The 25,122-nt window shown below is 70.9% G+C and carries 23 protein-coding genes; 9 read left to right on the plus strand and 14 right to left on the minus strand.

Annotated features, from left to right (window positions below):
• The 8 genes from AC07RV_RS26045 to AC07RV_RS26080 all read right to left on the minus strand — a co-directional run bounded on the left by AC07RV_RS26045 (window position 1) and on the right by AC07RV_RS26080 (window position 8,745).
• Entirely contained in the window at window positions 1–2,250 is a 2,250-nt protein-coding gene (locus AC07RV_RS26045; RefSeq protein WP_296785420.1) for a N,N-dimethylformamidase beta subunit family domain-containing protein, read from the minus strand.
• A gap of 22 nt (window positions 2,251–2,272) precedes the next feature.
• A complete protein-coding gene (locus AC07RV_RS26050; RefSeq protein ID WP_177239245.1) occupies window positions 2,273–2,611 on the minus strand; it encodes a N,N-dimethylformamidase alpha subunit family protein in 339 nt (112 codons plus the stop codon).
• The gene (locus AC07RV_RS26055) at window positions 2,608–3,357 is read right to left on the minus strand and encodes a GntR family transcriptional regulator (protein WP_093341085.1); all 750 of its coding nucleotides are present in this window, start codon (window positions 3,355–3,357) and stop codon (window positions 2,608–2,610) included. Before AC07RV_RS26055 ends, AC07RV_RS26050 begins: the two co-directional genes overlap by 4 nt.
• A gap of 97 nt (window positions 3,358–3,454) precedes the next feature.
• Entirely contained in the window at window positions 3,455–4,525 is a 1,071-nt protein-coding gene (locus AC07RV_RS26060) for an extracellular solute-binding protein (protein WP_093341086.1), read from the minus strand.
• A 47-nt stretch (window positions 4,526–4,572) separates the two neighbouring features.
• Entirely contained in the window at window positions 4,573–5,403 is an 831-nt protein-coding gene (locus AC07RV_RS26065; RefSeq protein ID WP_203202689.1) for an ABC transporter permease, read from the minus strand.
• Complete coding sequence (locus AC07RV_RS26070) at window positions 5,400–6,305, minus strand: ABC transporter permease (RefSeq protein ID WP_296785415.1); 906 nt, start codon at window positions 6,303–6,305, stop codon at window positions 5,400–5,402. Before AC07RV_RS26070 ends, AC07RV_RS26065 begins: the two co-directional genes overlap by 4 nt.
• Window positions 6,302–7,444 (minus strand): ABC transporter ATP-binding protein, encoded by a 1,143-nt coding sequence (locus tag AC07RV_RS26075; RefSeq protein WP_296785413.1) that lies wholly within the window; start codon window positions 7,442–7,444, stop codon window positions 6,302–6,304. Before AC07RV_RS26075 ends, AC07RV_RS26070 begins: the two co-directional genes overlap by 4 nt.
• Window positions 7,445–7,491: 47 nt before the next feature.
• Window positions 7,492–8,745, minus strand: coding sequence for an aminotransferase class III-fold pyridoxal phosphate-dependent enzyme (locus tag AC07RV_RS26080; RefSeq protein WP_296785411.1), 1,254 nt, complete (start codon window positions 8,743–8,745; stop codon window positions 7,492–7,494).
• Between the two features lie 111 nt (window positions 8,746–8,856).
• Here AC07RV_RS26080 and otnK point away from each other — a divergent pair, with 111 nt between their 5' ends.
• A complete protein-coding gene (otnK, locus tag AC07RV_RS26085; RefSeq protein ID WP_296785409.1) occupies window positions 8,857–10,137 on the plus strand; it encodes a 3-oxo-tetronate kinase in 1,281 nt (426 codons plus the stop codon).
• Window positions 10,138–10,192: 55 nt separating this feature from the next.
• A complete protein-coding gene (locus AC07RV_RS26090; RefSeq protein ID WP_296785406.1) occupies window positions 10,193–10,873 on the plus strand; it encodes a class II aldolase/adducin family protein in 681 nt (226 codons plus the stop codon).
• A gap of 1 nt (window position 10,874) precedes the next feature.
• Here AC07RV_RS26090 and AC07RV_RS26095 read toward each other — a convergent pair whose 3' ends face one another.
• Window positions 10,875–12,422 carry a linalool dehydratase/isomerase domain-containing protein gene (locus AC07RV_RS26095; protein ID WP_296785404.1) on the minus strand — a complete coding sequence of 516 codons (1,548 nt, stop codon included), beginning with the start codon at window positions 12,420–12,422 and terminating at the stop codon, window positions 10,875–10,877.
• On the minus strand, window positions 12,419–13,003 hold the full coding sequence (locus tag AC07RV_RS26100; protein ID WP_296785401.1) for an SCO family protein: 585 nt from the start codon (window positions 13,001–13,003) through the stop codon (window positions 12,419–12,421). Before AC07RV_RS26100 ends, AC07RV_RS26095 begins: the two co-directional genes overlap by 4 nt.
• 109 nt (window positions 13,004–13,112) lie before the next feature.
• Here AC07RV_RS26100 and AC07RV_RS26105 point away from each other — a divergent pair, with 109 nt between their 5' ends.
• The 4 genes from AC07RV_RS26105 to AC07RV_RS26120 all read left to right on the plus strand — a co-directional run bounded on the left by AC07RV_RS26105 (window position 13,113) and on the right by AC07RV_RS26120 (window position 18,158).
• Window positions 13,113–13,793 carry a TetR/AcrR family transcriptional regulator gene (locus AC07RV_RS26105; protein WP_296785399.1) on the plus strand — a complete coding sequence of 227 codons (681 nt, stop codon included), beginning with the start codon at window positions 13,113–13,115 and terminating at the stop codon, window positions 13,791–13,793.
• Window positions 13,794–13,872: 79 nt separating this feature from the next.
• Window positions 13,873–16,041, plus strand: a complete 2,169-nt coding sequence (locus AC07RV_RS26110; RefSeq protein WP_296785396.1) for a sensor histidine kinase — start codon at window positions 13,873–13,875, stop codon at window positions 16,039–16,041.
• Window positions 16,038–16,652, plus strand: a complete 615-nt coding sequence (locus AC07RV_RS26115; protein ID WP_296785394.1) for a response regulator transcription factor — start codon at window positions 16,038–16,040, stop codon at window positions 16,650–16,652. The genes AC07RV_RS26110 and AC07RV_RS26115 overlap by 4 nt, the downstream gene beginning before the upstream one ends.
• A 168-nt stretch (window positions 16,653–16,820) precedes the next feature.
• A complete protein-coding gene (locus AC07RV_RS26120) occupies window positions 16,821–18,158 on the plus strand; it encodes an MFS family transporter (protein ID WP_057591388.1) in 1,338 nt (445 codons plus the stop codon).
• Between the two features lie 68 nt (window positions 18,159–18,226).
• Here the strand turns inward: AC07RV_RS26120 and AC07RV_RS26125 are convergent, their stop codons facing one another.
• The gene (locus AC07RV_RS26125) at window positions 18,227–18,859 is read right to left on the minus strand and encodes a TetR/AcrR family transcriptional regulator (protein WP_296785390.1); all 633 of its coding nucleotides are present in this window, start codon (window positions 18,857–18,859) and stop codon (window positions 18,227–18,229) included.
• An 83-nt stretch (window positions 18,860–18,942) separates the two neighbouring features.
• Here AC07RV_RS26125 and AC07RV_RS26130 point away from each other — a divergent pair, with 83 nt between their 5' ends.
• The 3 genes from AC07RV_RS26130 to AC07RV_RS26140 all read left to right on the plus strand — a co-directional run bounded on the left by AC07RV_RS26130 (window position 18,943) and on the right by AC07RV_RS26140 (window position 21,470).
• Window positions 18,943–19,608, plus strand: coding sequence for an O-methyltransferase (locus AC07RV_RS26130; protein ID WP_296785387.1), 666 nt, complete (start codon window positions 18,943–18,945; stop codon window positions 19,606–19,608).
• 133 nt (window positions 19,609–19,741) lie between these two features.
• Complete coding sequence (locus tag AC07RV_RS26135) at window positions 19,742–20,938, plus strand: arabinose transporter (protein WP_296785384.1); 1,197 nt, start codon at window positions 19,742–19,744, stop codon at window positions 20,936–20,938.
• A 130-nt stretch (window positions 20,939–21,068) separates the two neighbouring features.
• The gene (locus AC07RV_RS26140) at window positions 21,069–21,470 is read left to right on the plus strand and encodes an HU family DNA-binding protein (RefSeq protein WP_093341107.1); all 402 of its coding nucleotides are present in this window, start codon (window positions 21,069–21,071) and stop codon (window positions 21,468–21,470) included.
• Between the two features lie 78 nt (window positions 21,471–21,548).
• Here AC07RV_RS26140 and AC07RV_RS26145 read toward each other — a convergent pair whose 3' ends face one another.
• The 3 genes from AC07RV_RS26145 to AC07RV_RS26155 all read right to left on the minus strand — a co-directional run bounded on the left by AC07RV_RS26145 (window position 21,549) and on the right by AC07RV_RS26155 (window position 25,093).
• On the minus strand, window positions 21,549–22,481 hold the full coding sequence (locus AC07RV_RS26145) for a LysR substrate-binding domain-containing protein (RefSeq protein ID WP_296785380.1): 933 nt from the start codon (window positions 22,479–22,481) through the stop codon (window positions 21,549–21,551).
• 60 nt (window positions 22,482–22,541) lie between these two features.
• Window positions 22,542–23,513 (minus strand): Bug family tripartite tricarboxylate transporter substrate binding protein, encoded by a 972-nt coding sequence (locus tag AC07RV_RS26150; RefSeq protein ID WP_296785377.1) that lies wholly within the window; start codon window positions 23,511–23,513, stop codon window positions 22,542–22,544.
• A gap of 98 nt (window positions 23,514–23,611) precedes the next feature.
• A complete protein-coding gene (locus AC07RV_RS26155) occupies window positions 23,612–25,093 on the minus strand; it encodes an FAD-dependent oxidoreductase (RefSeq protein WP_296785374.1) in 1,482 nt (493 codons plus the stop codon).
• Window positions 25,094–25,122 lie beyond the last annotated feature (29 nt).

The following is a 25,122-nucleotide window of genomic DNA, read 5'->3' on the forward strand; positions in this document are numbered from 1 at the left end:
TCAGGCGGGCAGCTCGAACGGGGCCGGGTCGAGGAAGCGCCGCAGCACGTTGCCGGTGATGCGGCTCACGTTGTTGTCGTAGCCGTTGTGGCTCAGCGAGAGCACGTAGGAGATCGAGCCGGTGGAGAACACCGCGCCGCCCTTCGCGGTCTCGAAGAACACCATGTCGGCGCGCACCAGCGCGTTCTGCTCGCCATCGAGGCCGTGCACCGTGGTGCGGTACTCCTCGGGCGTGGGCAGCGCGCCCGGGCCCAGGCCGTGCGAGGTCGCGAGCATCACGGCATGCGGCGGCGAGCCGAGGCCGACGTCGAAGCGGTCGATCTCGATGCCGACCGCGCCGCCGATGCGCACGCCGTAGTCGCCGATGCGCTCGCCCTGCGCGATGCCCTCGACCGCGAAGGCCACGCGCGCGTCGGCCGCATCGGGCGTCAGCAGGTAGTAGCCCGCGTGGTCGTAGACCATGGCCGAGAAGCCCACGCCGATCAGTTTCTGCGGCGCGAAGCCGCTGTGGCGCCACAGCGCGCCGGGCTCGCCGGTGCCGGCCAGGTGTACCTCGCCGGGCTGCGATTCCCAGGTCCGCGTGCCGGCCATGCCGCGCCGCACCTCGACCGCGGCCGGTGCCTTCGGATGGAAGGCGCAGCGCCAGTAGAAGCCGTTGGCGCCGAGCGCGAGGTGGCGTCCGCCCGCGTTCTGGAAGGCCATGATGCCGTTCATCATCGCCTCGCTGTAGTACTCGGGATGCGACAGCGTCGCCAGCACGCGGTAGCCCGCGAGCGCGCCCGCGCCCTGGCGGTCGAGCTCGACATCGGTCACCACGTCGTAGTCGATGCCCTTCTCCTCGAGCCAGTCGAGGAAGTGGCTGTCGATCGCGAGGTTGCCGGGCTGCGAGCGCGGCCGCATGTTGAGCACGGGGCGCAGCCACGAGCTGTAGGCGCGGCCGCTGCCGTCGATGTGGTGGTCGTAGGTCGACTGGCCGACCTCGGGATGTTCCTGCAGGTAGATGTCGTCGCCGGTCAGCATCAGCAGGCGCTCGGTCAGTACCTCGAAGTGCACCGCGTGCAGCCGCAGCGCGCTGTTGGCGTAGGCCATGTAGGTCATGCTCGCGGCCAGCACCGCGAGCGGCGCGCGCTTGGCATCGGCCGCGGGCGTCACGAAGAAGGTGATGAAGGTCTCGGCCGCGCTGCCGTCCACGGGCCGCAGGCGCAGCGCGTGGAAGCCCGACTTCCAGTCGGCCGGCACGTCGAGCTCGAGCGTCGCGGGCCAGCCGCAGTCGTAGATGTCGTCGCTGTGGAAATGGATGGCGCCGTACTCGCGCGGCGCCAGCCGCCAGTCGTGCACGTCGCCGGTCCAGTGCACGCCGGTCATGCCGCGGCAGGGCAGCTGGTGCAGCCGGCCGTCGAGGCGGTTGGGCGAGCGGTCGAGCACCTCGAGCGTGTCGATGCCGTGCGAGAAGTCCCAGCAGGCGATCAGCGCGGCATCGGCCAGGCCCGGGCGCGCGAGGTCGTCGCAGCGGCGCAGCGCATCCACGCCCAGCAGGCCCTCGGCGATGCGCGGTGCCTCGATCTTGCCGTCGTAGTGCGCGCCGCAGCGGCCGCCGGTGGCCGACAGCGCATGCGCGGCCACGGTCAGCGGGCCCTGCGAATCGAGGCGCCAGCCGCCCGGCTTGGTCGCGCGCGCCTCGCGGCGCTGCTCGGGCAGCGCGCCATCGGCCAGCCGGCATTGCGACAGCACCATCTCGCCGGTCGTCGCATCGAGCGCGCCCTGCACCCAGTACCAGCGGCGCTGCTCGAGCGGCGCATCGGTCTTCAGCTCGATCGCGCCATCGGCGCCGCCCACGCGCAGGCGCAGGCCCTCGCGCGACAGCTGCAGCGCCCAGCCGCGGCCGCTGTCCTCGCACCAGCGCGCGAGCACGGTCTGCGGGGTGGCCAGCAGCCGCGTCGGCCAGACGTAGCAGCCGAACGAGAACGCACCCTCGGGCGCGAAGCGCGCATCGGCGGGCACCGACATGAAGGAGCCGCAGGGCGCCTCGTGGAACGCGACCGCATGCACGCCGTCGATCGGCGACGTGAGCTCGCGGTACTTGATGCCGGGCCCGGTGGCGTCGGCATCGGCGCAGCGCACGCGCACGAACTTCACGTCGGCCTGCTGCCTGGCTTCGCTGCTGAGGTGGAATCGGATGCGTTCGCCGGCGCGCACGCTGAGGGTGTCGGGGTAGCCGACGAAGGCATTGGTGTCGATGGGGGCGCTCATGGTCGTCTCGCGGTGTTCTTCTTCAATCCAGCTTCAGCTCGGTGCCGGTCAGCGCCTTCCAGCGCAGGCCGAACACATGCCACTCGGCGTCGTCGAGCGACTCGAACACCACGTCGTGGAACACCTTGACCTTCTGGCCGCGCTCGTCGGGCATCTGCGCCAGCGCCCAGCGGCGGCCCGGCTCGACCATCACCAGCAGATAGCGGCCGGGGAAGGCGCCCCAGCGCATGCGATGCAGGAGCTTCTTCAGTTCCTCGCTGTGCGGGCCGCGGATGCAGCCGCGGAATTCGCGCGCGAGGTCGGTGCGCTTGGGGTCGAGTACGTAGCGCGCCGCGTTCGGGTCGCTGGTATGGTCCATCATGGGGTGGGAGGCTTTCTGCCGGTCGGTGGCGGCTGGTTGCGCAGCGCGAGCAGTTCTTCGGCGCGCGCGGGATTGGCATCGATCTCCCCGAGCACGCGCACGAAGTCGCGTCCGCCCTCGATCAGGTCCTGCTCGATGGCGTGGCGCACCAGCGCGGTGTCGCGCTGCTGCAGCCCGCGCAGCACGTTCACGTGCTGGTGCTCGGCGTCGTAGGTCGGATGGCCGTGGGGATAGAGGAAGTTCATCATCGGCCCCACCTGCACCCAGATGCGGTCCAGCAGCTCCGTGAGCTGCGGCATGCCCGAGTGGCGGTAGATGCCGAAGTGGAAGTCGAAGTTGTGCTGCAGCGCGGCGCGGTAGTCCTTGGTCTTCTCCGCGCGCACCAGCAGCCGGTGGCTCTCGGTGAGCTGCTTGATGGTGGCGTTGTCGAGCAGCGGCACCGCGCGCTCGGCCGCCAGCGGCTCGAGCGCGAGGCGGATGTCGCGCAGCTCGAGGTACTCGGCCAGCGAGAGCTGGCGCACGCGGATGAAGTAGCCCTCCTTCATCTCGAGCGCGCGGTCGCGCACGAGCTGGATCAGGGCCTCCCGCACCGGCGTCTCGCTGGTGCCCATGGTCTTGGCCAGCTCGCGGATCTTCAGGCGCTGGCCCGGCTGGAAGGTGGCCGACATCAGCTGCTCGCGCAGGTGTTCGTAGATCTGGCTCGCCAGATTGGTGCGTTCGACCACGTTGATGACCGGGGTTGCCATGGGCTTCTCTCTCCTTGATTGCGTGTGTGCCGGGAATCGCGCGGCGGCGTATTGTGGCCCTGCCGTGGCCCCGCGAGCGGCACTCATGCGATCGGGATCAGCGTCCCAGCCAGGCGATCCAGCGGTCGCGCAGCATCTGGCGGTTGTTGCCGATCCACTCGTAGTCGGCCACGATCAGCTTGTCGAAGTTCTCGGCCGAGGTCGCGAGCATGGCGCGGCGCTCGGGCGGGAACAGGCTCGCGGTCTTGCCGTTGCCGGTGTCGTAGTTCACGGCATTGACGAAGTTCACGTGCTGCTCGGGCGCCGAGGCATAGAAGAAGTCGAGGTAGGCCATGGCCGCCTTCGGGTGCGGCGCGCCCTTGGGGATCGACATGTAGCCGACGTCGCGCACGGCGCCGTCCCACGACACGGCGATCGGCACCTTGGCGTTCATCAGCGAGATCAGGCGGCCCGAGTAGCCCATGCTCATGACCACTTCCTTGTTGCGCATGATCTGCTGCAGCTGGTCGCCGCTCTTCCACCAGACCGCGACGTTGGGGCGCAGCTTGTCGAGCTTCTTGTAGGCGCGGTCGAGGTCGAGCGGGAACAGCTTGTCGGGCGCGACGCCGTCGGCCAGCAGCGCCGCCACCGGCACCCACCATTCGCGGTCGCCGGTGTCGGGCAGGCCGCGCGGGCCGGGGAACTTGGCCGTGTCCCAGAAGTCGGCCCAGGTCTTGGGCACGTTGGCGCCCTTGAAGGCCTCGGTGCTGTAGCCGATCTGCATGCCGCCCACGGTGCGCATCACGCCGTAGGTGGTGCAGGCGCCCTTGACGCCGTTGGCGGTGACGTTGGGCAGCTTGCTGCAGTCGATGGCCTGCAGCAGTTCCTTCTTCTGCACCAGGTCGGGCGGGGTGGCGGTCACGATGTCGAACTCCATGCCGCCGCTGCGCGACATGGCCTGCACCTTGGCCCACTGGTCGGGCACCTCGATGGCGGCGGGCACCACCTCCACGCCCTTGGCCTTGGAGAACGGGGTGTAGAAGTACTGCACCAGCGTCTTCTCCATCAGGCCGCCGGTGGTGGCGATCACCAGTTCCTTCTCGAGCCCCTGCGCCGAGGCGCCGGTGAACGCCGCGCAGGCGAGCAGCGCGAGGGCTGCACCCTTGCTTCGAGCCAGACATTTCATCATCGCGAACTCCTTGTGAGTGAGGACCAGGAAAAAACGGGGGGGCGCGCTCATTCGGCGCGGCGCCGGCGCTCGAGCACGCGCAGCAGCGCCACGGCGATCAGCACCGCGATCGACAGCAGCGTGAGCAGGGTGGCGATGGCCGGGATCACGGGCGTGAGGTTCTGCTCGATGTCCTCGAACATGCGCCGCGGCAAGGTGCGCTGGCGCACGCTCGAGACGAAGAACGAGACCACGGGCTCGTCGAAGGAAATGATGAAGGCGAACAGCGCGCCGCTCAGCAGGCCCGGCACGATCAGCGGCAGCGTCACGTGGAAGAAGGCGCGCGCGCGGCTCGCGCCGCAGCTCATGGCGGCCGACTCGAGGTCGGGGTCGACGCGCGACAGCGCGGCCGAGACGGTGAACACCACGAAGGGCAGCGCCAGCACCGTGTGCGCCGCCACGAAGCCGGCCAGCGAACCGACCACGCCCAGGCGCTGGTAGAACAGGTAGCAGGCCACGGCCACCGCGATGTGCGGCGCGATCACCGGGCCGATCACCATCAGCTGCGTGGCCGAGCGGAAGCGCTCGGTGCCGCGCACGATGGCGTACGACACCATGGTGCCGATGACCACCGAGCAGACCATGGTCAGCGCGGCCACCTGCAGGCTCAGCAGCGCCGCCTTCTGCCACTGCGGATCGCCGAAGAACTCCTGGTACCAGTGCAGCGTGAAGCCGCTGGGCGGGAACTCGAGGAAGTCGGCCGGGCTGAAGGACATCGGCACGATGATCAGCGTGGGCACCATGATGAACAGCACCACCAGCCAGACGTAGGCGCGCAACGAGAAGGCGCCCAGGTCGAAGGGCGCCCGGTGGCGCACGGTGTTCTCGTTCTTGCTCATGCGCCGCCTCCGATCAGCCGGTTGAAGCTCACGGCCTTGTTGAAGACCATGGTGAGCGTGGCCACCACCACCATCAGCACGCCGATCAGCGCGGCCGCGAAGGGCCAGTCGAGCATCTCGCGCACCTGCTGCGAGACCAGCGTGGCGATCATCAGCTCCTGCGGGCTGCCGACCAGCGCCGGCGTGACGAAGAAGCCCAGCGCCGAGAGGAACACCATCAGGCAGCCGCTCCACACGCCCGCGCGGCTCATCGGCAGCAGCACCTCGAAGAAGGCGCGCCGGCGGTTGGCGCCGAGCATGGCGGCCGCGCGCATGTAGTCGTCGGGAATGTTCTTGAGCGCCGAGTAGATCGGCAGGATCAAAAAGGGCAGCAGCACATGCGCCATCGCGAGCACCACCGCGCCCTCGGTGTAGAGCAGCTTCACGGGCTCGCCCGTGAGGCCCAGCCACTGCAGCGCGTTGTTGACGATGCCGTCGCGGCGCAGCAGCACGATCCAGGCCGCCGTGCGCACCAGCACGCTGGACCACAGCGGCAGCAGCACGCAGGCCGTGAGCAGCGCGGCCACCGCGCCCTTCACGCGCGTCATCATGTAGGCGATCGGAAAGCCCAGCACCAGCGCCAGCACGGTGGTCAGCAGGCTGATCCAGCCGGTGCGCAGCATCACGCGCACGTAGACCGGGTTGTCGAACACGCGCGCGTAGTTCGCGAGCGTGGGATGCGGTTCGAGCACGCTGAGCGACAGCAGGCTCAGCAGCGGATAGACGAACACCAGCAGCAGCAGCGCGAAGAAGGGCGCGAGCAGCACGGCCGAGGCCGCCACGCTGAGCTGCCGGCCGCCGAGCCACAGGCGCGAGAACGCCGAGGGCGAGGCCGCAATGGCGGGCGCGGTCGCGGTGCTCATGCCGCGGCCACCTCTTCGCCATAGATGCGCAGCGCATCGGCCGGCCACAGCAGGCCGACGCGGTCGCCGGCCGCGAGCGCGACGCGGCTCGGGTCGGGCAGCCGCGCGCGCAGCTCGGTGCCGTCGGACAGCTGCGCGATGCACAGCACGGTGGAGCCGCTGTAGATCACGCCGCTCACGGTGGCGCGCAGCGCGGCCGGGTCCTCGGGGCTGCCGATCACGATCTGCTCGGGGCGCAGCGCGGCCACGGCACGGCCGCCGGCGGCGACGCGGCCCACCAGCGCATCGGTGCGTACCTCGCGCGGGCTCGCGCCGCCGGGCAGTTGCACCAGCGCGCCCTGGGTGCGCAGCGGGCCGATCTCGGCCGGCATGAAGTTGGTCTCGCCGATGAAGCCCGCGACGAAGCGCGTGCGCGGCCGCTCGTACAGCGCCTTGGGCGCATCGAGCTGCTGGATGCGGCCCTGGTTGAGGATCGCCACGCGGTCGGCCATGGTCAGCGCCTCGCCCTGGTCGTGCGTGACGAAGACCACCGTGATGCCGAGCTGCGACTGCAGCCGCTTGATCTCGAGCTGCATCTCCTCGCGCAGGTTCTTGTCGAGCGCACTCAGCGGCTCGTCCATCAGCAGCACCTTCGGCTTGTAGACGATGGCACGCGCCAGCGCCACGCGCTGCTGCTGGCCGCCCGAGAGCTGCGCCGGCATGCGCTTGCCGTAGCCATCGAGCCGCACCGTGGCCAGCGCCTGCTCGGCCAGGCGGTGCCGCTCGGCGCGCGCCACGCCGCGCATCTTGAGGCCGAAGGCCACGTTGTCGAGCACCGAGAGGTGCGGGAACAGCGTGTACTTCTGGAACACCATGCCGAGGTTGCGCTGGCTCGCGGGCAGGTAGGTGACGTCGCGGCCGTCGATGGCGATGCTGCCCGCATCGGGCAGCTCGAAGCCCGCGATGCTCATGAGGATCGAGGTCTTGCCCGAGCCGCTGGGCCCGAGCAGCGCGAGGAATTCGCCGGGCTGCACGCTCAGCGAGACATCGTCGACCGCGCGCACCGCGCCGAAGCGCTTGGCGAGGCCGCGGATCTCGATGCCGGCACCGCCGACGCGTTCGGAGCCCGCAACGGGCGGTTGGGTTGCCGTGGATGCCATGCTGCGGATTCCTCTGGGTGCGTGCGGGAGTGCGTGAGATAGGGACGTCAGCGCCGGCCGAAGCGCGCTGCGACGGCGGCGAAGGCCGCGTCGGTGGCCTGCAGGGCCATGTCGATGTCTTGCACGGTGTGTGCCAGCGACAGGAACATGTTGTGCTTCGGGTGCAGGTAGACGCCGCGGCGCAGCGCCTCGACCGTGAACACTGCCCCCTTGTCGAAGCCCGGATCCTCGTCGAACAGGATCAGCGGCAATGCGGCCGGACCCGTCTGGCGCACCGGCACGCCATGGCTCGCGGACTGCGCGGCGATGCCATCGCGGAAGCGCTGGCCCATGGCCTGCACATGACCGACCACGTCCTGCGCATCGGCGACCTCGATCGTCGCGAGGCCCGCGGCCATCGCCACGCCGCCCGACCAGAACGAGCCCGTGGTGTAGATGCGCGTGGCCGCTTCGCGCAGCGCATCGACGCCGGTCACGGCCGCGAGCGCGTAGCCATTGGCGATCGACTTGCTCCAGGCGCTGAGGTCGGGGCGCACGCCCACCGTCTCCCAGCTGCCGCCCGCGTGCACGCGGAAGCCCGCGCGCACCTCGTCGAGGATCAGCGCGGCGCCGGCTTGGTCGCAGAGTTCGCGGGCACGGCGCGCGAACTCGGGCGTGGGCAGCTCCTGGTCGATGCCCAGGTCGTGCTTGAAGGCCGCGCAGACGATGGCGGCGAGGTCCGTGCCTGCCTGAGCAACGGCAGCCTCGAGGCTCGTGATGTCGTTGTACGTGTAGTGGATCAAGTGCGCGCGGTCCTCGGGCGTGATGCCCTGCGGGATCGGCGTGCACCAGGGATCGGCGCCGTGATAGGCCTTGGTCGCGACCAGCACCTTGCGCTTGCCGGTGGCCGCGCGCGCCACCATGAGGCAGACGGTGGTGGCATCAGTGCCGTTCTTCTGGAACAGCACCCAGTCGGCGTGGGCGCTGCGCGCGACGAAACGTTCGGCCAGCTCGACGAAGCGCGCCGTGGGGCCGTCGAGGCAGTCGCCCAGGGCCTGCTGCCTGCGGGCCGCCTCATCGACCACCGGATGGTGGTGGCCCAGCAGGTTCGGGCCCCAGCTGCACATGAAGTCGATGTATTCGTTGCCGTCGACGTCCCAGACGCGGCAACCCTGGCCGCGCTCGAAGAACTGCGGATAGCCCGCGGGCAGCGAGGCCGCATTCAGGTGCCCCGTCATGCCGCCGGGCACGACCTTGGCGGCGCGCTGCCGAAGCTGGAGATCGTGCTGGTTCGGCCTGTTCTGCGAGGCGGCGGACGACATTCGGGAACCCTTCATTGCGTTAGTTTTGAGGCATGATATATCATATTTACTGTAGCGCAATAGCTCACAAACCCGGCATCCGCCCTCGCACGAGAACGATCGGAGACACCCATGGCATTACTGTTCGGCGCCCTCGCCGATGACCTGACCGGCGGCATGGAACTGGCCGCGATGCTGGTGGCGCACGGCGTGCGCTGCGGCTTCGTGACGCGGCCCGAAGCCCTGGCCGAACTCGGCGACGAACTCGACGCGGTGGTGATCGCGCGCAAGACGCGCGTGGTGCCGGCGGCCGACGCGGTCGCGGCCTTCGAGGCCGGCGCGCGCGCGCTGCTGGAGCGCGGTGCGCGCCAGCTCTTCTTCAAGTACTGCGCCACCTTCGACTCCACCGACGACGGCAACATCGGCCCCTGCGCCGACCTGCTGCGCGAACTCACGGGCGCGAAGCTCACCGCCTTCTGCCCCTCGTTCCCCGAGGCCGGCCGCCGCGTGTTCCAGGGCCATCTGTTCGCCGACCAGATGCTGATCTCGGAATCGCCCAAGCGCTTCGACCCGCTGACGCCGATGCTCGATCCCAACCTCGTGCGCACGCTGCAGCGGCAGACCGCGACCAAGGTCGGCCTGATCCCGCAGCAGGTGGTGCATGCGGGCCTAGAGGCGATGCGCGCGCATGTGGCCGCGCTCGAGGCCGAGGGCACCGGCTTCGCGATCGCCGACGCGGCCGAGCCCGAGGACCTGCGCGCCCTCGCCGGCCTGACCTGGGACTGGCCGCTGATGACCGGCAACTCCTCGATCGGTGCCTACTACCCCGCGCTGTGGCGCGAGCATGGCTGGCTGGCAGCGGGCGACCGCGCGCCGCGCCTGCCGGCGGTCGAGGGCCCGGGCGTGGTGCTGGCCGGCAGTTGCGCCGACCGCTCGATCGAACAGCTGCGCGCCTTCGAGCGCGAACGGCCGGTGCACTGGATCGACGTCGAACGCGCGATCGACGGTGCCGACGTGATCGGCGAGGCATTGGCCTGGGCGCTCGCGGCGCTGCCGCAGGGCCCGGTCGCGATCGCGACCTCGGCGCATGCGCCGGTGATCGAGCGCGTGCAGGCGCGCATCGGCCGGCACGAGGCGGCGGCGCTGGCTGAGGACATCCTCGGCCGGCTCGCGGTGCGGCTGCGCGATGCGGGCGTCAAGCGCTTCGTGATCTCTGGCGGCGAGACCTCGGGCTCGGTGCTCGCGCACCTGGCCATCGACCGGCTGCAGGTCGGCCCCTATGCCGGCCCCGGCATCGCGCGCGCGGTGACCCTCGGCGCCGCGCCGCTCGCGCTGTGCCTCAAGTCGGGCAAGCTGGGGCCGGTCGACATGCTGCTGCCCATGCTGCAGAGCATGAGCGACGCGGCCCGATGAAGAACCGAACGCACCTTCTTCGCTTCACCGCGCCGACGCGCGAAAGGAACCGCCCATGACCACGTCCCCGTCTCCCCTCCCCCTGTCCGAAGACGCCCTGCGCCAGGCCCTGGCCGCCGGCTATCGCCGGCTCGCGCAGCTCGGCCTCAACAGCGGCAGCGCGGGCAACATCAGCTGCCGCTTCGACGGCGGCGCGCTGATCAGCCCCACGGGTGCCGACGCCGACACCATCGACCCGCAGGCGCTGGTGTCGATCACGCTCGACGGCGAGACCCGCGGCGCGGGCATCCCCTCGAGCGAATGGGCGATGCACACCGCCATCTACCGCCGCTACCCGCAGGCCGAGGCCGTGGTCCACACGCATTCGGATGCCTGCGTGGCGCTGTCGGCGCATCGGCGACCGATCCCGGCCTTCCACTACATGCTCGCGGGCTTCGGCGGCGACGACATTCCCTGCGCGCAGTACGCCACCTTCGGCACCGATGCGCTCGCGCAATCGGCGGTCGACGCGCTCGAGAACCGCAACGCCTGCCTGCTCGCGAACCACGGGATGATCTGTTACGCGGCCACGGTCGAGAAGGCGGTGGCGAACGCCGCCAAGCTCGAGACCCTGGCGCGCCAGTACTGGATGAGCGCGCAGCTCGGCGCGCCCGTGATCCTCGACGCGCAGGAGATGGAGACGGTGCGCCAGCGCTACCGCGGCTACGGCAAGTCGCGGCTGCCCACGCGCGACTGAGTCAGCCGGCGCCGAACGCCAGCACGAAGACCGCGGTCGCGCCCTCGGGACAGCGCAGCGCGAAGCCCTCGGGCGTCGCATGCAACGCCAGGGCCGCGCCGCCTTCGATGCGGTCCGCCTCGCCGCGCGCGACCTCGGCGCCATCGCACCACAGGGTCCAGGCACCGCGCGATGCCAGCCGCCCGATCTCGACCTCGACGCCGCCGCGCGCGCCCTCGCAGCGGCGCAGCGCGAAGCGCAGCACGCGCGCTTCGGTGTCGAACACCGCCTGCAGCACATCGACCGCATCGTCCACGCGCACCAGCGCGGGCTGGCGATGGTGGTGCTCGGGCCAGGGCTGGTTGTAGAGGCGCCAGAGCCCGTCGGGCACGTTGAGGCTCGCGTAGCCCAGCAGCACGTTGCCGGTCATCGGCTCGACCAGCGTGCGATGGCCCTGCGCGTCCTCGAGCCGGTCGTTGCGCGGGAAATGGAAGCCGCCCTCGCGCCAGCTCGGCGCCATGTGGCGATCGGCATGGCGCATGAAGCCCTCGAGGGTGGCCGCGTCGCCCATCTCCGAGGCCCAGGCCGCGGCCCAGCCGAAATCGGAATCGTCGTTGACCACCTGCTGGCCCATCACCGGCGGCCGCTCGGCCGAGCGCACCGAGCAGGCGCCGTCCTCGCCGCGCAGCAGCCAGCCCGCGAGCTGCGCCGGATAGTGCGCATGCACGAAGTCGCGGTTCCACATGTTCATCAACATGCCGCACCAGGCATCGACCCAGGGCGAGGGTCCAGCGTTGTCGCGCAGCGCCTGCGTGTCCTGCGCCATCATCGTGAGGTAGTGGCCGTTGGCGCCGAGCCGGCCGAAGCGCTCCCAGGCCTGCTGGTAGGCCGTCGTGACCTCGGCCGCCATCGCGCCGCCATGCACCAAGTCGTGCAGGCGAAAGCCCAGGATCGCGGGCTGGTTGCAGATCTGGAACACGCAGTTGGGCTCGCAAGCCACGCCGAGGTAGCCGCTCTCGACCATCTGCCAGTAGACGTGCTGGTTGAGGCTGCGCTGGTCGTATTCGAAGCGGCGCTCCTTGCCGCCCCAAAAGAAGGACCAGTAGCTGAAGGTCAGCGCGCCGGGCTGCGCATAGCGGTCGTCGTCGAACAGGTAGTGGTGCAGCAGCGCCATCGACTGCACGTAGGCGCTGTACATGATGTTGTCGCGCCCGACCGGGTTCCAGTCCTCCTCGTAGTCGTGCGAGCGGTGCATGTTGAACACGCTGCCGCCGCGGCTCACGCGCGCCCAGTACATCCAGACCTCGGGCAGCAGCATCTTGGCGATCAGCCGCTCGAATACGGGCCGGAAGGCGCCGGGCGCCGCCGGCAGCCGATGGCGGTGCGCGAGCGCGATCGCATAGGCCATGTAGGCGAGCTGGAAGCGGTAGCCGCCGAAGTCGTCCTGGCCGGTGCCGCGGCCCTGCATGCCCGACCAGTCGTTGACCGGCTGGCGCGAGAGGTTGGCGAAATGGCGCAGGTGGCCGGCCTGCCGGTCGCTCAGCGGCGTCGAGGCTTCGGGGCTGTTCATCGCGTGTCTCCCTGCATCAGCTCGGTCATGCGCGCCGCCACCGCGGGCGCATCGAGCGATTCGGCGAAATGCGCGAGGTAGCGGCCGCCCGGCGCCATGAAGTAGGCCAGCGCGGTGTGCGGCACCACGTAGCCGCCGGGCGCCGCCGCGTCGGGCACGCGGCGCGCGAACACGCGAAAGCTCTTCTTCGCGGCCTCGACCTGCGCCTCGCTGCCCGTGAGGCCGACGAAGCCGCCCGGATGGCGCGCCACGCAGGCGCGCAGCACCTCGGGCGTGTCGCGCGCGGGATCGACGCTCACGTAGAGCGGCTGCACGCGTGCGGCCAGCGGGCCCAGTGCCCACAGCGCCGCGCCGAGCTTGGCGAGCTCGCGCGGGCAGACCACCGCGCAGTGCGAGAAGCCGAAGAACACCAGCAGGTGGCGATCGCCATAGCTGCGTTGGTCGACCGGCGTGCCGAAGTGGTCGACCAGCGAGAAGGCGCCATCGATCGGCGCGGGCATCGGCGCCGGCGCGGCGGCAGCGGCGCCGCCGCAACAGCAGGGCGCGGGCGCGGCATCGGCGAAGGAGGAGAGGAAGGACATGGGCGCATTCTTATTTGAACGCGTTCATTTATAGCCCGGGTTTTCCCGCAGCGCCACCTATACTTCGGCCGTCCATCGCCTCCACTCCCCCACGCCGGCCCCACGCTCCATGCCCTTGCGCGACCCGAAGCACGACCTGCGCCGCCGTGCGCGCAGCCAGGAAGACAAGGCGCTGGTGCGCGAGGACTTCATCGCCGCGGGCCGGCGGCTGCTCGCGGCCGAGGGCGCGGCCGGCGTGTCGCTGCGGCGCGTGGCGGCCGAGGCCGGCTATGCGCCGGGCAGCATCTACCAGTACTTCCACGACCAGCAGGACCTGTTCTTCCACATCCGCGGCCGCGACATGGACAGCGCCACCGAGCACCTGCGCCAGGCCATCGCGCGCACGCGCGATCCCGCGCGGCGCGTGCACAAGCTGTTCATGGCCACCGCCGACCACTGGCTCGCGCACATGGAGGAGTTCCTCGAGATCTTCCCCGCGCCCAGCCTGCGCGAGCCGCCGCCGCTCGACAGCGAGGGCCGGCCCTTCGGCCGCTCGCGCGCGGTGGTCGACAGCCTGCAGCTCTACTACGACACGGTCGATGCCTTCTTCGCCACGCTGCCGCGCCCGCCGCTGTCCTCGCGGCTCGCGGCCGACACGCTGCTGGCCTCGGTGTTCGGCACCATCGCCTTTCCGTGCATGACGCGCACCATGGCCTGGTCCGACACGCGCGCGATGGTGTCGCAGCTGGTCGAGGCGATGCTCGCGCAGTGGGCGGCCAAGGGCGCGGCGCGCGCGACAGGCACGCGCTGAACGGCGGGCGGCGCCGGCGCGAAGGCCGCGCGGCGATCGGTGCAGAATCGCCTGCGCCGCGCCGGCCGTTCCCGCTCCCATGCCGCCCTCCCCGTCCTCTTCCTCCCCGCCGCCGCCGCGCCGCCGTCGGCGCGCGCTACTGCTCGGCGCCGGCCTGCTCGCGCTCGCGGCGCTGCTGATCGGCGCCGCCGGCCAATGGGCCGCCGCGCGCGAGGCCAGCTTCCAGGCCGACTCGATCCGCCGCGCGATGGAAGTGCACGTGCTGGGCCTGCGCGACTCGGCCGGCAAGTACAGCTACCTGCCGTTCACCGCGGCACTGCATCCCGAGGTACTGGCCGCGCTCGCGCACCCCGGCGACGCGGCCGTGAAGCAGCGCGCCAACCTCTACATCGAGGAGGTGAACCGGCAGGCCGGCTCCGACGCGCTCTACCTGATCGACCCGCAGGGCCTCACGCTCGCGGCCAGCAACTGGGCCACGCCGCAGAGCTTCGTCGGCGAGTCCTACGCCAACCGGCCCTACTTCATCGATGCGCGCGCGGGCCGCAGCGGCCTGTTCTACGGCGTGGGCCAGACCACCGGCGAACCGGGCCTGTTCATCTCGGCGCCGGTGCGCTCGGAGGCGGGCGCGGTGATCGGCGTGGTGACGGTCAAGGTCAGCCTGCGCGCGCTGCAGGAGGCCTGGACCTTCGTGCGCGACCCGATCCTGTTGACCGACGCGCGCGGCATCGTGTTCCTGAGCTCGGTGCCCGCGTGGATGTACCAGGCCACGCGGCCGCTCGACGCGGTGCAGCTCGAACGGCTGCGGCGCGACCAGCAGTACGGTGCGCGCGCCAGCTTCCCCGCGCTGCCCTGGAAGACGCAGCGCGGCGACGGCGAGCCCGGCTACCTGGTGCGCACCGCGCTCGGCGGCAAGCCGCGCAGCTTCCTCGCGATCGACGAGCCGCTGCCCGACCTGGGCTGGACCCTCACGGTGATGGTCGACCACGCCGAGGTCACGCGCGCGCGCGAGCGCACCTGGATGCTGGGCCTGCTGGGTGCCGGCGTGCTGCTGCTCGGCGGCCTCTACTGGCGGCTGCGCGAGCGCCGCTTCGCCGAGCAGCGCGATGCGCGGCGCGAGCTCGAGCTGCGCGTGCGCGAGCGCACCCACGAGCTCGACGAGGCCCATGCCTTCCGCAAGGCGATGGAGGATTCGCTGCTGGTCGGCATGCGCGCGCGCGACCTCGAGGGCCGCATCACCTACGTCAACCCGGCCTTCTGCGAGATGACCGGCTACGGCGCCGACGAGCTGCTCGGCAAGCTGCCGCCCTACCCCTACTGGCATCCCGACGAGGTGCCGCGCCACTGGCACCACTACGACGCCATGATGAGCGGCCAGCCCGCGCTGTCGGGCTTCGAGTCGCGGTTGCGCCATCGCGACGGCCGCGAGGTCATCACCATGGTCTACACCGCGCCGCTGATCGATGCCGACGGCGGCCACGCGGGCTGGATGAGCTCGGTGGTCGACATCACCGAGCAGAAGCGCGCCGAGCTGCGCCAGCGCCAGAACGACGAGCAGCTGCAGCATGCGCAGCGGCTCGCGAGCCTGGGCGAGATGGCCTCCACGCTGGCGCACGAGCTCAACCAGCCGCTGATGGCGCTGAGCAGCTTCGCGGGCGCGGCCAAGGCCTTTGCCGAGCAGGGCAACCAGGCGTTGCTGGCCAGCAGCCTCGACGAGACCATGGCGCAGGCGCGGCGCAGTGCCGAGATCGTGCGGCGCATCCGCGGCTTCGTGCGCCAGCGCACCGCGGGCACGGAAGACTGCGCGGTGGCGGCGCTGGCCGCCAACGCGCTCGCGCTGCTGCAGGGCGAGATGCGCCAGCGCCAGTCGCGCGCCGAGGTGCGCATCCCGGCCACGCTGCCGCCGGTGCGCGGCGACCGCGTGCTGCTCGAGCAGGTGCTGCTGAACCTGCTGTCCAACAGCCTGCAGGCGATGCAGGCCACGCCGGTCGAACGGCGCGTGGTCGAGCTCGAGGCCGAGGTGGTCGAGGGCCGCATGGAGATCCGCGTGCTCGACCGCGGCACGGGCATCGACGACGCGCTCGCCGAGCAGGTGTTCGCGCCCTTCTTCACCACCAAGCCCGGCGGCCTCGGGCTCGGCCTCAACATCTGCCGCACCATCGTCGAGGCGCACCGCGGCCGGCTGGTGTTCGACCACCGTCCGGGCGGTGGCACGGTATTCACCCTCGTGCTGGAGATCCCCTCCCCATGAATGCATCCGCCAACAACCTCTGCGTGGTCGACGACGACGAGGCCGTGCGCCGCTCGCTCGGCCTGCTGCTGCTCTCGCGCGGCTATGCGGTGCAGACCTTCGCCTCGGGCGAGGACTTCCTGGCCGGCGCCGACCTGCAGCGCGCGGGCTGCGCCATCCTCGACCTGCGCATGGACGGCATGAGCGGGCTGCAGGTGTTCGACGCGCTGCGCGCGCAGGACAGCCCGCTGGTGGTGCTGTTCCTCTCGGGCCACGGCGACATCCCGATGGCGGTGGAGGCGGTGCAGAACGGCGCCTTCGACTGGCTCGAGAAGCCCTGCAACGACGAGCAGCTGCTCGACAGCATCGCGCGCGCCCTGCAGCGCGCCGGCGAGATTGCCACCAGGCGCCAGGCGCGGCAGGCCGCGCAGGCGCTGTGGGACAAGCTCACGCCGCGCGAGATGCAGGTGGCGCGGCTGGTGGCCGAGGGCAAGCCGAACAAGCAGATCGCGCTCGAGCTCGCGCCGCTCGAGCAGCGCACGGTGGAGACCCACCGCGCCCACGTGTTCGCCAAGCTGGGCCTCGCGAACAGCCACCAGCTCGACCGCTTCCTGCGCGAGCACGGGCTGTAGCCGGGGCCGCGCCAGCCCGCGGACTTACACCTAGGGTTAACCCTTGCGTACCGATACGTAGCCGCGCGGCGGTGGGCTACGGACGACGGCGCGCGCGTGCCGCGACAGACTCCCCGGGCACCGATTCAGGCCGCCTCCAGCGGCCGCGACCCGAGACAAGGACACGCCATGAACACCCTCGCCCGCACCGGCGGCGCCCCCGCCGGCGCCTCGCCGGCCGACACCACGCCCTACACCTTCGAGGAGAAGCGCAAGCGCATCTTCGCCATCTTCGCCGCCTCCTCGGGCAACCTGGTGGAGTGGTTCGACTTCTACGTCTACGCCTTCTGCGCGATCTACTTCGCGCCGGCCTTCTTCCCCAAGTCCGACCCCACGGTGCAGCTGCTGAACACCGCCGGCGTGTTCGCGGCCGGCTTCCTGATGCGCCCGATCGGCGGCTGGCTGTTCGGCCGCATCGCCGACCGCAAGGGCCGCAAGACCTCGATGGTGACCTCGGTCGTGATGATGTGCGTGGGTTCGCTGGTGATCGCCTGCCTGCCGACCTATGCGCAGATCGGCGCCGCAGCGCCCGCGCTGCTGCTGCTCGCGCGGCTGCTGCAGGGCCTGTCGGTCGGCGGCGAGTACGGCACCACCGCCACCTACATGAGCGAAGTGGCGATGCGCGGCCAGCGCGGCTTCTTCTCCTCGTTCCAGTACGTCACGCTGATCGGCGGCCAGCTGCTCGCGGTGGTGGTCGTGGTGGTGCTGCAGCAGGTGCTCGACGAGGCCGAGCTCAAGGCCTGGGGCTGGCGCATCCCCTTCGTGCTGGGTGCGGTGGCGGCCATCGTGGCGCTGCTGCTGCGCCGCACGCTGACCGAGACCGCCAGCACCAAGACCCGCGCCGCCAAGGGCGCCGGCACCATGGGCGAGCTGTTCCGCCACCACAAGCGCGCCTTCTTCGTGGTGCTGGGCTACACGGCCGGCGGCTCGCTGATCTTCTACACCTTCACCACCTACATGCAGAAGTACCTGGTGAACTCGGCCGGCATGTCGATCAAGACCGCCAGCAACGTGATGACCGCCTGCCTGTTCATCTACATGTGCATGCAGCCGCTGTTCGGCGCGCTGTCGGACCGCATCGGCCGGCGCAGCAACATGCTGCTGTTCGGCGCGCTCGGCATGCTGATGACGGTGCCGGTGCTCAGCAGCCTGCAGAACGTCGCGAGCCCGCTGATGGCCGGCGTGCTGATCACCGTCGCATTGGCGGTGGTGAGCTTCTACACCTCGATCAGCGGCATCGTGAAGGCCGAGATGTTCCCGCCCGAGGTGCGCGCGCTCGGCGTGGGCCTGTCGTACGCGGTGGGCAACGCCATCTTCGGCGGCAGCGCCGAGTACGTGGCGCTGGGCCTGAAGTCGATCGGCCACGAGTCCTACTTCTACTGGTACGTGACGGCGATGATGGGCGTGGCCTTCCTGGTCAGCCTGCTGCTGCCGCGCCAGGCCACCTACCTGCATCACGACAAGTAAGGCGCTCGCGCATGAAGAAGAGTCCCGCCGCGGGGTCCGCGTCGGGACTCTTTTTTTTTGAGGCCCGACTACTCCGCGCCGAGGCTGCGCAGGTAGGCGCACAGCATGTCGGCCAGCGCCTCGGAGTAGGCCTTGATCTGCGCCTCGGTGCGCGGCGTTTCCGAGAACTGCTTGCCGACCGCGCCGAAGGTGGTGGCGACCAGGTCGCCGGCCAGCGCGCGCCGCGCCTTCGACAAGCCGGGCAGCGCCTCGCGCAGGAAAGCCTGCATCGCGCGCTCGCCCGCGGCGCGCGCGGTCTGCGCCTCGGGCGCGTCGCGGTAGAACGGCGCCGCGTCGTGCAGGGCGGTGCGCATGCCGGCCTCCTCGCACTCCGAGCGCACGAAGGCATGGACCAGACGGCGCAGGCGATCGAGCGGCGGCGTCGCCACGTCCTCGAGGATGCCGCACAGCAGTTCGGTGGTCTGGCGCCATTCGTCGCTCTGCAGCCGGAACAGGATCGAGGCCTTGTTCGGAAAGTACTGGTAGACCGAGCCCACGCTCACGCCGGCGCGCTCGGCCACGCGCGTGGTGGTGAAGCGGTGCACGCCTTCCCTGGCCAGAACCTGAAGGGCGGCTTCGAGGATCGCCGCGACGAGGTCGCTCGAACGGGCCTGCTGGGGCTGTCTTCTAGAGGAGAGCGGGGCGTTGCGGCGGGTAGGCATGGCGTGGCTTTCGGAACGCGAATGGAAAATCTGAAGCTTCCTTCATATTATCGACGCACACCGTCCGACTCTTGAAGAACACCATGAACACCCTGACCACCGCACCGCTCGCGCCCCTGCTGGAGCGCCTGTTCGCCGAGGCCGATGCCTCCTCGCCGCGCACCAGCGCCGCCGTTGCCGGCCTGTCGAGCGACGAGCTCGCGCGCCTGATGCAAAGCCGCACCGAGTACCTCGATTTCTACGCCCGCCTGAAGGACTTCCCGCTCGCCGTCTCGCGCGAGACCGGCACGCTGCTCTACATGCTCGCGCGCGGCAACGGCGCGCGCAGCATCGTCGAGTTCGGCACCTCGTTCGGCATCTCCACCCTGCACCTGGCCGCGGCCCTGCGCGACAACGGCGGCGGCCGGCTGCTGAGCACCGAGTTCGAAGCCTCGAAGGTGGCACGCGCCCGCGAGAACCTCGCGGCCGGCGGCCTCGCCGACCTGGTCGAGGTCCGCGAAGGCGATGCGCTGCGCACGCTGGCCAGCGACCTGCCCGACCGCATCGACCTGCTGCTGCTCGACGGCGCCAAGGCGCTCTATCCCGAGGTGCTGGCACTGGTCGAGGCGCGCCTGCGTCCCGGCGCGCTCGTGATCGCCGACAACGCCGACCACAGCCCCGAGTACCTCGCGCGCGTGCGCTCGAGCGCGGCCGGCTATCTGTCGGTGCCTTTCGCGTCCGACGTCGAACTCTCGATGCGGCTGGGCTGAGCCATTCTTTTTTCCCCGCCAGTCCCACTGGCCGTAAGCGTCTGACGTCAAGCAACGCACCCCCGCGATCTTCGCGGCCGGGGTGCGTTTTCCTTTTCGCACCGGCCGTCCGAGGAACAACCTGGACCTCCCCATGACCTCCACTTCCGCCCCGGCGATTCCCGCGCCGTCCCGCTCCGCGCAAAGCCGCCTGCTGCTGCTCGCCGCGGTGCTCTTCATCTCCTACCTCTGCGTCGGCCTCTCGCTGCCCGTGGTGCCGGTCCACGTGACGACGCGGCTGGGCCTCGGCAACTTCTGGGCCGGCCTCGCGGTCGGCATCGCCTTCCTCGCCACCGTGCTCACGCGCGCGACCGCGGGCAGCCTGTCGGACCGCCAGGGTCCCAAGCGCGCCGTGGTGCGTGGGCTGGCCTTCTATGTCGCGGGCGCGCTGGTCGCATGGCTCGCGGGTCTGTGGATTCCCACGCCGTGGATCGGCTTCGGCCTGCTGGTCGCGGGCCGCCTGCTGCTGGGCCTCGGCGAGAGCCTGGTGGCCGTCGGCGTGATCGGCTGGGGCATCGGCCTCGTCGGTCCCGCGCGCTCGGGCCAGGTGCTCGCGCTGGTCGGTGCCGCGATCTACGGCGCACTGGCGGTCGGCGGTCCGGTCGGCCTCGCGCTGCTCGAACGCTTCGGCTTCGCGGGTGCGATGGCCGCGAGCGCGCTGCTGCCCTGCATCGGACTGCTGGCGGTGTGGCGGCTCGAGGGCGTGGCCGTGCAGCCGGGCGCAGGCCGGCCCTCGCTGCGCAGCGTGCTCAGCATCATCTGGCCGCATGGGCTGATCGTGTGCCTGCAGGGCATCGGCTTCGCGGCCATCGGTGCCTTCTTCGTGCTGCACTTCCGCGGCCAGCACTGGTCGCATGCGGGCCTCGGTCTCACGGCCTTCGGCAGCGGCTTCGTGCTGGTGCGCATCCTGTTCGGCCACCTGCCCGACCGCATCGGCGGGCTGCCGGTGGCAATCGTGTCGCTGGCGGTCGAGGCCTTCGGTCAGGCGCTGATCTGGCAGGCACCGAGCCCCGTCGCCGCGCTCGCGGGTGCCTTCCTCACCGGCCTGGGCTGCTCGATGATCTTTCCAGCCATGGGCCGCGAGGTGGTGCGGCTGGTGGCACCGCAACTGCGCGGCACCGCGCTCGGCGGCTTCTCGGCCTTCCAGGACCTGGCCTACGGGCTCACCGGCCCCGTGGCCGGGCTGCTCGCGGACCGCGCGGGCTATGGCGGCGTGTTCCTCATCGGCGCGGGCGCGGCGCTCGCGGGCCTGCTGATCGCACTGCGGCTGCGCAGCGTCGCGCGTGCATGAGAAAGCCCCACTCTCCCTTCGCACCGCGGGCCCTCTCTCGCGTTCGAATACACTCCACGCCGCTTGCAGCCTGCATCCGAGGCTGCGCCGTCATAGGCAACATGACGAATCAAACCTATCAGGAACTCAGTTGAACCGCATCGAACTCGTTGAGAAAATCGCCACCACCCACAACGTCAGCAAGGCAGAAGCCGCGCGCATCGTGGAAACGGTCACCAGCTCCATCGTCGCCGCCGTGAAGAAGGGCGACCCCGTCCAGATCGTCGGTTTCGGCACCTTCAAGCAAGTCGCTCGCGCAGCCCGCACCGGTTTCAACCCGAGCGTCGGCACCAAGATCAAGATCGCCGCCCAGAAGGTGCCGAAGTTCGTGCCGGGCGCCGCCTTCAAGGCCGCCGTGGACCCGAAGGCCGCCAAGCGCAAGGCCGATGCCAAGCCCGCCGCCAAGTCGGCTGCGAAGCCCGCTGCCAAGCCGGTCGCGAAGAAGGCTGCTGCCGCCCCCGCCAAGAAGGCCGTGGCCGCGAAGAAGAAGTGATGCACCGCGGCCTCTCGCAGGCCGCATGCACGCGATGAAGACGGCCCCTCGGGGCCGTTTTCTTTTGGCGCGCCGCGATCAGGCGCGCTTCTTAGGCCGCCGCACCGCCTGCGCGCCCGTGCTGAATTCGGCCGCCGCCTCCACCACCCACTCGCTGAACAGCTGTACCGCCTGCGAATCGCGCTTGTGCTCGGGGTACACGAGGCAGTAGCGCTTCTCGTGCTTGAGGCTGATGTCGAAGGGCATGGCCAGCGTGCCGCGCGCCACGTCCTCCTGCACGTAGAAGCGCGGCACCAGCCCCACGCCCAGGCCCGCGCGCGCGGCGTCGATCACCATCGCATAGAGCTCGAAGCGCATCGCCGGCGGCGGCACCGGCTGCGTCGAGCCCGCGGCCTCGAACCAGCGCTGCCAGGCCTCGGGCCGCACGCGCTTGTGCAGCAGCGGCAGCGCGATCAGGCCGGCGGCCTTCTTCAGCTTCGAGAGGTCGAAGTGGGCCGGGCTCAGCACCGGCACCACCTCCTCCTCGAACAGGTGCACCTTCTCGACCGCGTCCCACACCGGGTCGTCGAAGTGCAGCGCGGCATCGAGGTTGGTGCCGCGGAACGCGAAGGGCTCGGCGCGCTCCGACAGGTTGACGGTGATGCCCGGGTTCTTGCGCAGGAAGTCGTGCAGCCGCGGCAGCAGCCAGCGGCTCGCGAAGGTCGGGATCACGGCGAGCTCGAGCACGCCGCCCGCGCCCTTGTGCTGCATCAGCGACTTGGTGTGCAGCTCGATCTCGTCGAGGTTGCCGCGGATGTTGCGCGCATAGAGCCGGCCCGCGTCGGTCAGTACCACCTGCTTCTTGCCGCGGCTGAACAGCTTCACGCCGAGGAAGCCCTCGAGCACGGCGATCTGCCGGCTCACGGCGCTCTCGGTCAGGTACATCTCGGCCGCGGCGCGCGCGAAACTCTCGTGGCGCGCGGCCGACTCGAACAGCGACAAGGCGACGGTGCTGGGGATTTTTCGCTTCATGACGGATCGCGGCCCTTGGATCGAGGCGCCATTCTTGACCAGGACGAGCCGCGGCGGCACCTATTCCTCCACCTGGATGCGCGCGGCGCGCACCACCGCGCCCCAGCGCGCGTTCTCGCTCTTCACGAAGGCGCCGAAGTCGCGCGGCGCGATGTTCGAGGGCGTGTAGCCGATGTCGGTCATGCGCGCGCGTGCCGCCGGATCGCGCACCACCTTCTCGACCTGTGCCTGCAGCGCCTCGACCACGGCGGCGGGCGTGCCCGGCGGCGCGAGGATGCCGAACCAGGTGTCGGCATCGACCGCGTAGCCGAGCTCCTTGAGCGTCGGCACGTCGGGCAGGCCCGCGAAGCGCTCGGGCGAGCCGAGCGCGAACAGCTTGAGCTTGCTGCGGCTCGCGACCGCCAGCGGCGTGGGCACGAAACCGTACTCGACGTCGCCGGCCATCACGGCCGACATCACGGGCGCGGCGCCCGCATAGGGCACGGGCAGCGCCTTCGTGCCCTCGGCGCGCGAGCGCAGCAGCTCCATGCCCATCTGCGCCATGCTGCCCGGTCCCCAATGCGCATAGGTGACCTCCCTGGCGCGCGCGCGGGCCACGAAGTCGGCCACGTCCTTGGTATCGCTCGCGGGCCGCGCGGCCATCACGAAGCCCATCTTCGCGACCAGTGCCACCGGCTGGAAGCCGTCGGGGTCGTAACGCACGGCCTTCTTGTAGATGTGCGGCGAGACCGAGATGAAGTCGGCCGCCGCGAACAGCAGCGTGGTGCCGTTGGCCGGCGCGGCATAGACGTAGTTGGCGCCCAGGATGCCGTTGACCCCGGGCCGGTTCTCGACGATCAGCGGCTGACCCAGCGTGCTGCCGATCTGCGTGGCGACCAGCCGCGCGAGCACGTCGGTGCCGCCGCCGGGCGCATAGGGCACGACCAGGCGGATCGGCCCGGGCGGTGCCCAGTCGGCGCGGGCCGCGAAGCCGCCGAGGGCCGCGCAGGCGATGGCCAGGGCCGCGAGGCGGCGCGTCGTGATGAAGGGCATGTCTGTCTCCTTGGTGGTGTGTGTGGACGTGCCGCGCCGCACCGCGCGGGCGGTGGCGGCGAAGCAGCCGGAAAGAAAGCGGGGGCCGCGCCGGCGCGCTAGCGCGGCGCCGCGTGGCGCGCGGCATGCGCGCCCGCGATGCGTCCGAACACGGCGCCGCGCAGCACCGAGGTCGCGCCCGTGTAGACCTGGTGGTAGAGGCCCGCGGCCTCGCCGGCCGCATAGAGGCCGGGGATGGTGCGGCCGTCGTTGTCGACCACCTGCGCATCGCGGTTGGTCTTCACGCCGCCGAAGGTGAAGCAGATGCCCGACATCACCGGATAGGCGCAGAAGGGACCGCGCGCCAGCGGCAGCGCCCAGTTCGACTTGGGCGGCGCGAGGCCCGCGGTGGCCACGCCGTCCACCGCGAGCGGCGAGAAGCGCGCGTCGGCATCGCCCGCGCAGGCCGCGTTGAAGGCCGCCACCGTGGCCAGCAGGCCGGCCGGGTCGATGCCGCAGGCGCGCGCGAGCGCGTCCAGCGACTCGGCCTCGATCGGCGGCTGGTCGGTGCGGATGCCCTTCTTCCAGTTCGGCACCTCGTGGATGCGCTGGTCGTAGACCATGAAGGCGATGCCGTCGGGCTGGTCCTTGATGGCGCGCGCGATCGGGTCGTAGTGCACGTCGACCGGTCCCGGCGCCTCGTCGACGAAGCGCCGGCCTTCCTTGTTGACCAGCAGGCCGTACGAGAAGCTCATCACCAGCGGCTCGACCTGGGCCGAGCGCGGGTCCATCGGCTCGGCATGGTAGGAGCCGAAGTCGCCGGCCGGCGCGCCGCCGGCATCGAGCGCCATGCGGATGCCCTCGCCGCGGTTGTAGTAGCCGCCGCGCGCCACCGGCCGCAGGTAGCGCGCCTGCGGGCCGATGTAGCGCGTCAGCATCTCGGGGTTGCCCTCGAAGCCGCCCGTGCCCAGCACCACGCCGCGCGCCACGATGCGCCGCACGCCGCCGTCGGGCCCGACGGTGTCGACCGCCAGCTCGCCACGCGCATCGGCGCGCCGCAGTTGCTGCGCGGTGCTGCGGTAGCGGATCGCCACGCCCAGGCGCAGCGCTTCGTCGCGCAGCGCCTCGATCAGCGCGAGGCCGCCGCCCACCGGCATCAGCCGCGGCGCGGCCGCGGTCACGAAGTAGGTCGGCAGCGCCGCGAAGCGCACGCCGAAGCCCTGGAGCCACCGCACCGTGGCGCCGGCCTCGCCGGCCAGCGTGGCGACCAGCTCGGGGTCGGGCATGCCGTGCGCCTTCACGTGCGGCGGCCAGTCCTCGTAGGGCGCGGCCGCGTGCTGCACGATCTCGGGGTCGATGTGGTGGCCGGCGTTGGCCACCAGCAGTTCTTCGAAATCGTCGCTGACCTCGGTATCGCTCTTCATGCGGAAGTAGGACTCGGTCCAGCGCGTGTTGCCGCCGAACTCCTCGGGCGTGGCGCGTTCCAGCACCGTCACGGTCGCGCCCGCGGCGGCCGCGGCCACCGCCGCGCTCAGGCCCGAGATGCCGCAGCCGACGACGAGCACGTCGCAGCGGTCGATGGGCAGGGATGCTTCATTCATGTCTCTACTTTCCTTCTTCTGGCGCCGGC

The sequence above is a fragment of the Variovorax sp. GW821-FHT09B01 genome, assembly GCF_059418345.1.

What these genes read in the sequence shown, in the direction of transcription:
- AC07RV_RS26120 (WP_057591388.1), top strand. Translation starts at nt 16,821, where the DNA reads ATGAACACCCTCGCCCGCACCGGCGGCGCCCCCGCCGGCGCCTCGCCG.
- AC07RV_RS26070 (WP_296785415.1), bottom strand. Translation starts at nt 6,305, where the DNA reads ATGAGCACCGCGACCGCGCCCGCCATTGCGGCCTCGCCCTCGGCGTTC.
- AC07RV_RS26055 (WP_093341085.1), bottom strand. Translation starts at nt 3,357, where the DNA reads ATGGCAACCCCGGTCATCAACGTGGTCGAACGCACCAATCTGGCGAGC.
- AC07RV_RS26100 (WP_296785401.1), bottom strand. Translation starts at nt 13,003, where the DNA reads ATGTCCTTCCTCTCCTCCTTCGCCGATGCCGCGCCCGCGCCCTGCTGT.
- AC07RV_RS26130 (WP_296785387.1), top strand. Translation starts at nt 18,943, where the DNA reads ATGAACACCCTGACCACCGCACCGCTCGCGCCCCTGCTGGAGCGCCTG.
- AC07RV_RS26050 (WP_177239245.1), bottom strand. Translation starts at nt 2,611, where the DNA reads ATGATGGACCATACCAGCGACCCGAACGCGGCGCGCTACGTACTCGAC.
- AC07RV_RS26145 (WP_296785380.1), bottom strand. Translation starts at nt 22,481, where the DNA reads ATGAAGCGAAAAATCCCCAGCACCGTCGCCTTGTCGCTGTTCGAGTCG.
- AC07RV_RS26150 (WP_296785377.1), bottom strand. Translation starts at nt 23,513, where the DNA reads ATGCCCTTCATCACGACGCGCCGCCTCGCGGCCCTGGCCATCGCCTGC.
- AC07RV_RS26060 (WP_093341086.1), bottom strand. Translation starts at nt 4,525, where the DNA reads ATGATGAAATGTCTGGCTCGAAGCAAGGGTGCAGCCCTCGCGCTGCTC.
- AC07RV_RS26155 (WP_296785374.1), bottom strand. Translation starts at nt 25,093, where the DNA reads ATGAATGAAGCATCCCTGCCCATCGACCGCTGCGACGTGCTCGTCGTC.
- otnK (WP_296785409.1), top strand. Translation starts at nt 8,857, where the DNA reads ATGGCATTACTGTTCGGCGCCCTCGCCGATGACCTGACCGGCGGCATG.
- AC07RV_RS26080 (WP_296785411.1), bottom strand. Translation starts at nt 8,745, where the DNA reads ATGTCGTCCGCCGCCTCGCAGAACAGGCCGAACCAGCACGATCTCCAG.
- AC07RV_RS26075 (WP_296785413.1), bottom strand. Translation starts at nt 7,444, where the DNA reads ATGGCATCCACGGCAACCCAACCGCCCGTTGCGGGCTCCGAACGCGTC.
- AC07RV_RS26090 (WP_296785406.1), top strand. Translation starts at nt 10,193, where the DNA reads ATGACCACGTCCCCGTCTCCCCTCCCCCTGTCCGAAGACGCCCTGCGC.
- AC07RV_RS26095 (WP_296785404.1), bottom strand. Translation starts at nt 12,422, where the DNA reads ATGAACAGCCCCGAAGCCTCGACGCCGCTGAGCGACCGGCAGGCCGGC.
- AC07RV_RS26135 (WP_296785384.1), top strand. Translation starts at nt 19,742, where the DNA reads ATGACCTCCACTTCCGCCCCGGCGATTCCCGCGCCGTCCCGCTCCGCG.
- AC07RV_RS26110 (WP_296785396.1), top strand. Translation starts at nt 13,873, where the DNA reads ATGCCGCCCTCCCCGTCCTCTTCCTCCCCGCCGCCGCCGCGCCGCCGT.
- AC07RV_RS26125 (WP_296785390.1), bottom strand. Translation starts at nt 18,859, where the DNA reads ATGCCTACCCGCCGCAACGCCCCGCTCTCCTCTAGAAGACAGCCCCAG.
- AC07RV_RS26115 (WP_296785394.1), top strand. Translation starts at nt 16,038, where the DNA reads ATGAATGCATCCGCCAACAACCTCTGCGTGGTCGACGACGACGAGGCC.
- AC07RV_RS26105 (WP_296785399.1), top strand. Translation starts at nt 13,113, where the DNA reads ATGCCCTTGCGCGACCCGAAGCACGACCTGCGCCGCCGTGCGCGCAGC.
- AC07RV_RS26065 (WP_203202689.1), bottom strand. Translation starts at nt 5,403, where the DNA reads ATGAGCAAGAACGAGAACACCGTGCGCCACCGGGCGCCCTTCGACCTG.
- AC07RV_RS26045 (WP_296785420.1), bottom strand. Translation starts at nt 2,250, where the DNA reads ATGAGCGCCCCCATCGACACCAATGCCTTCGTCGGCTACCCCGACACC.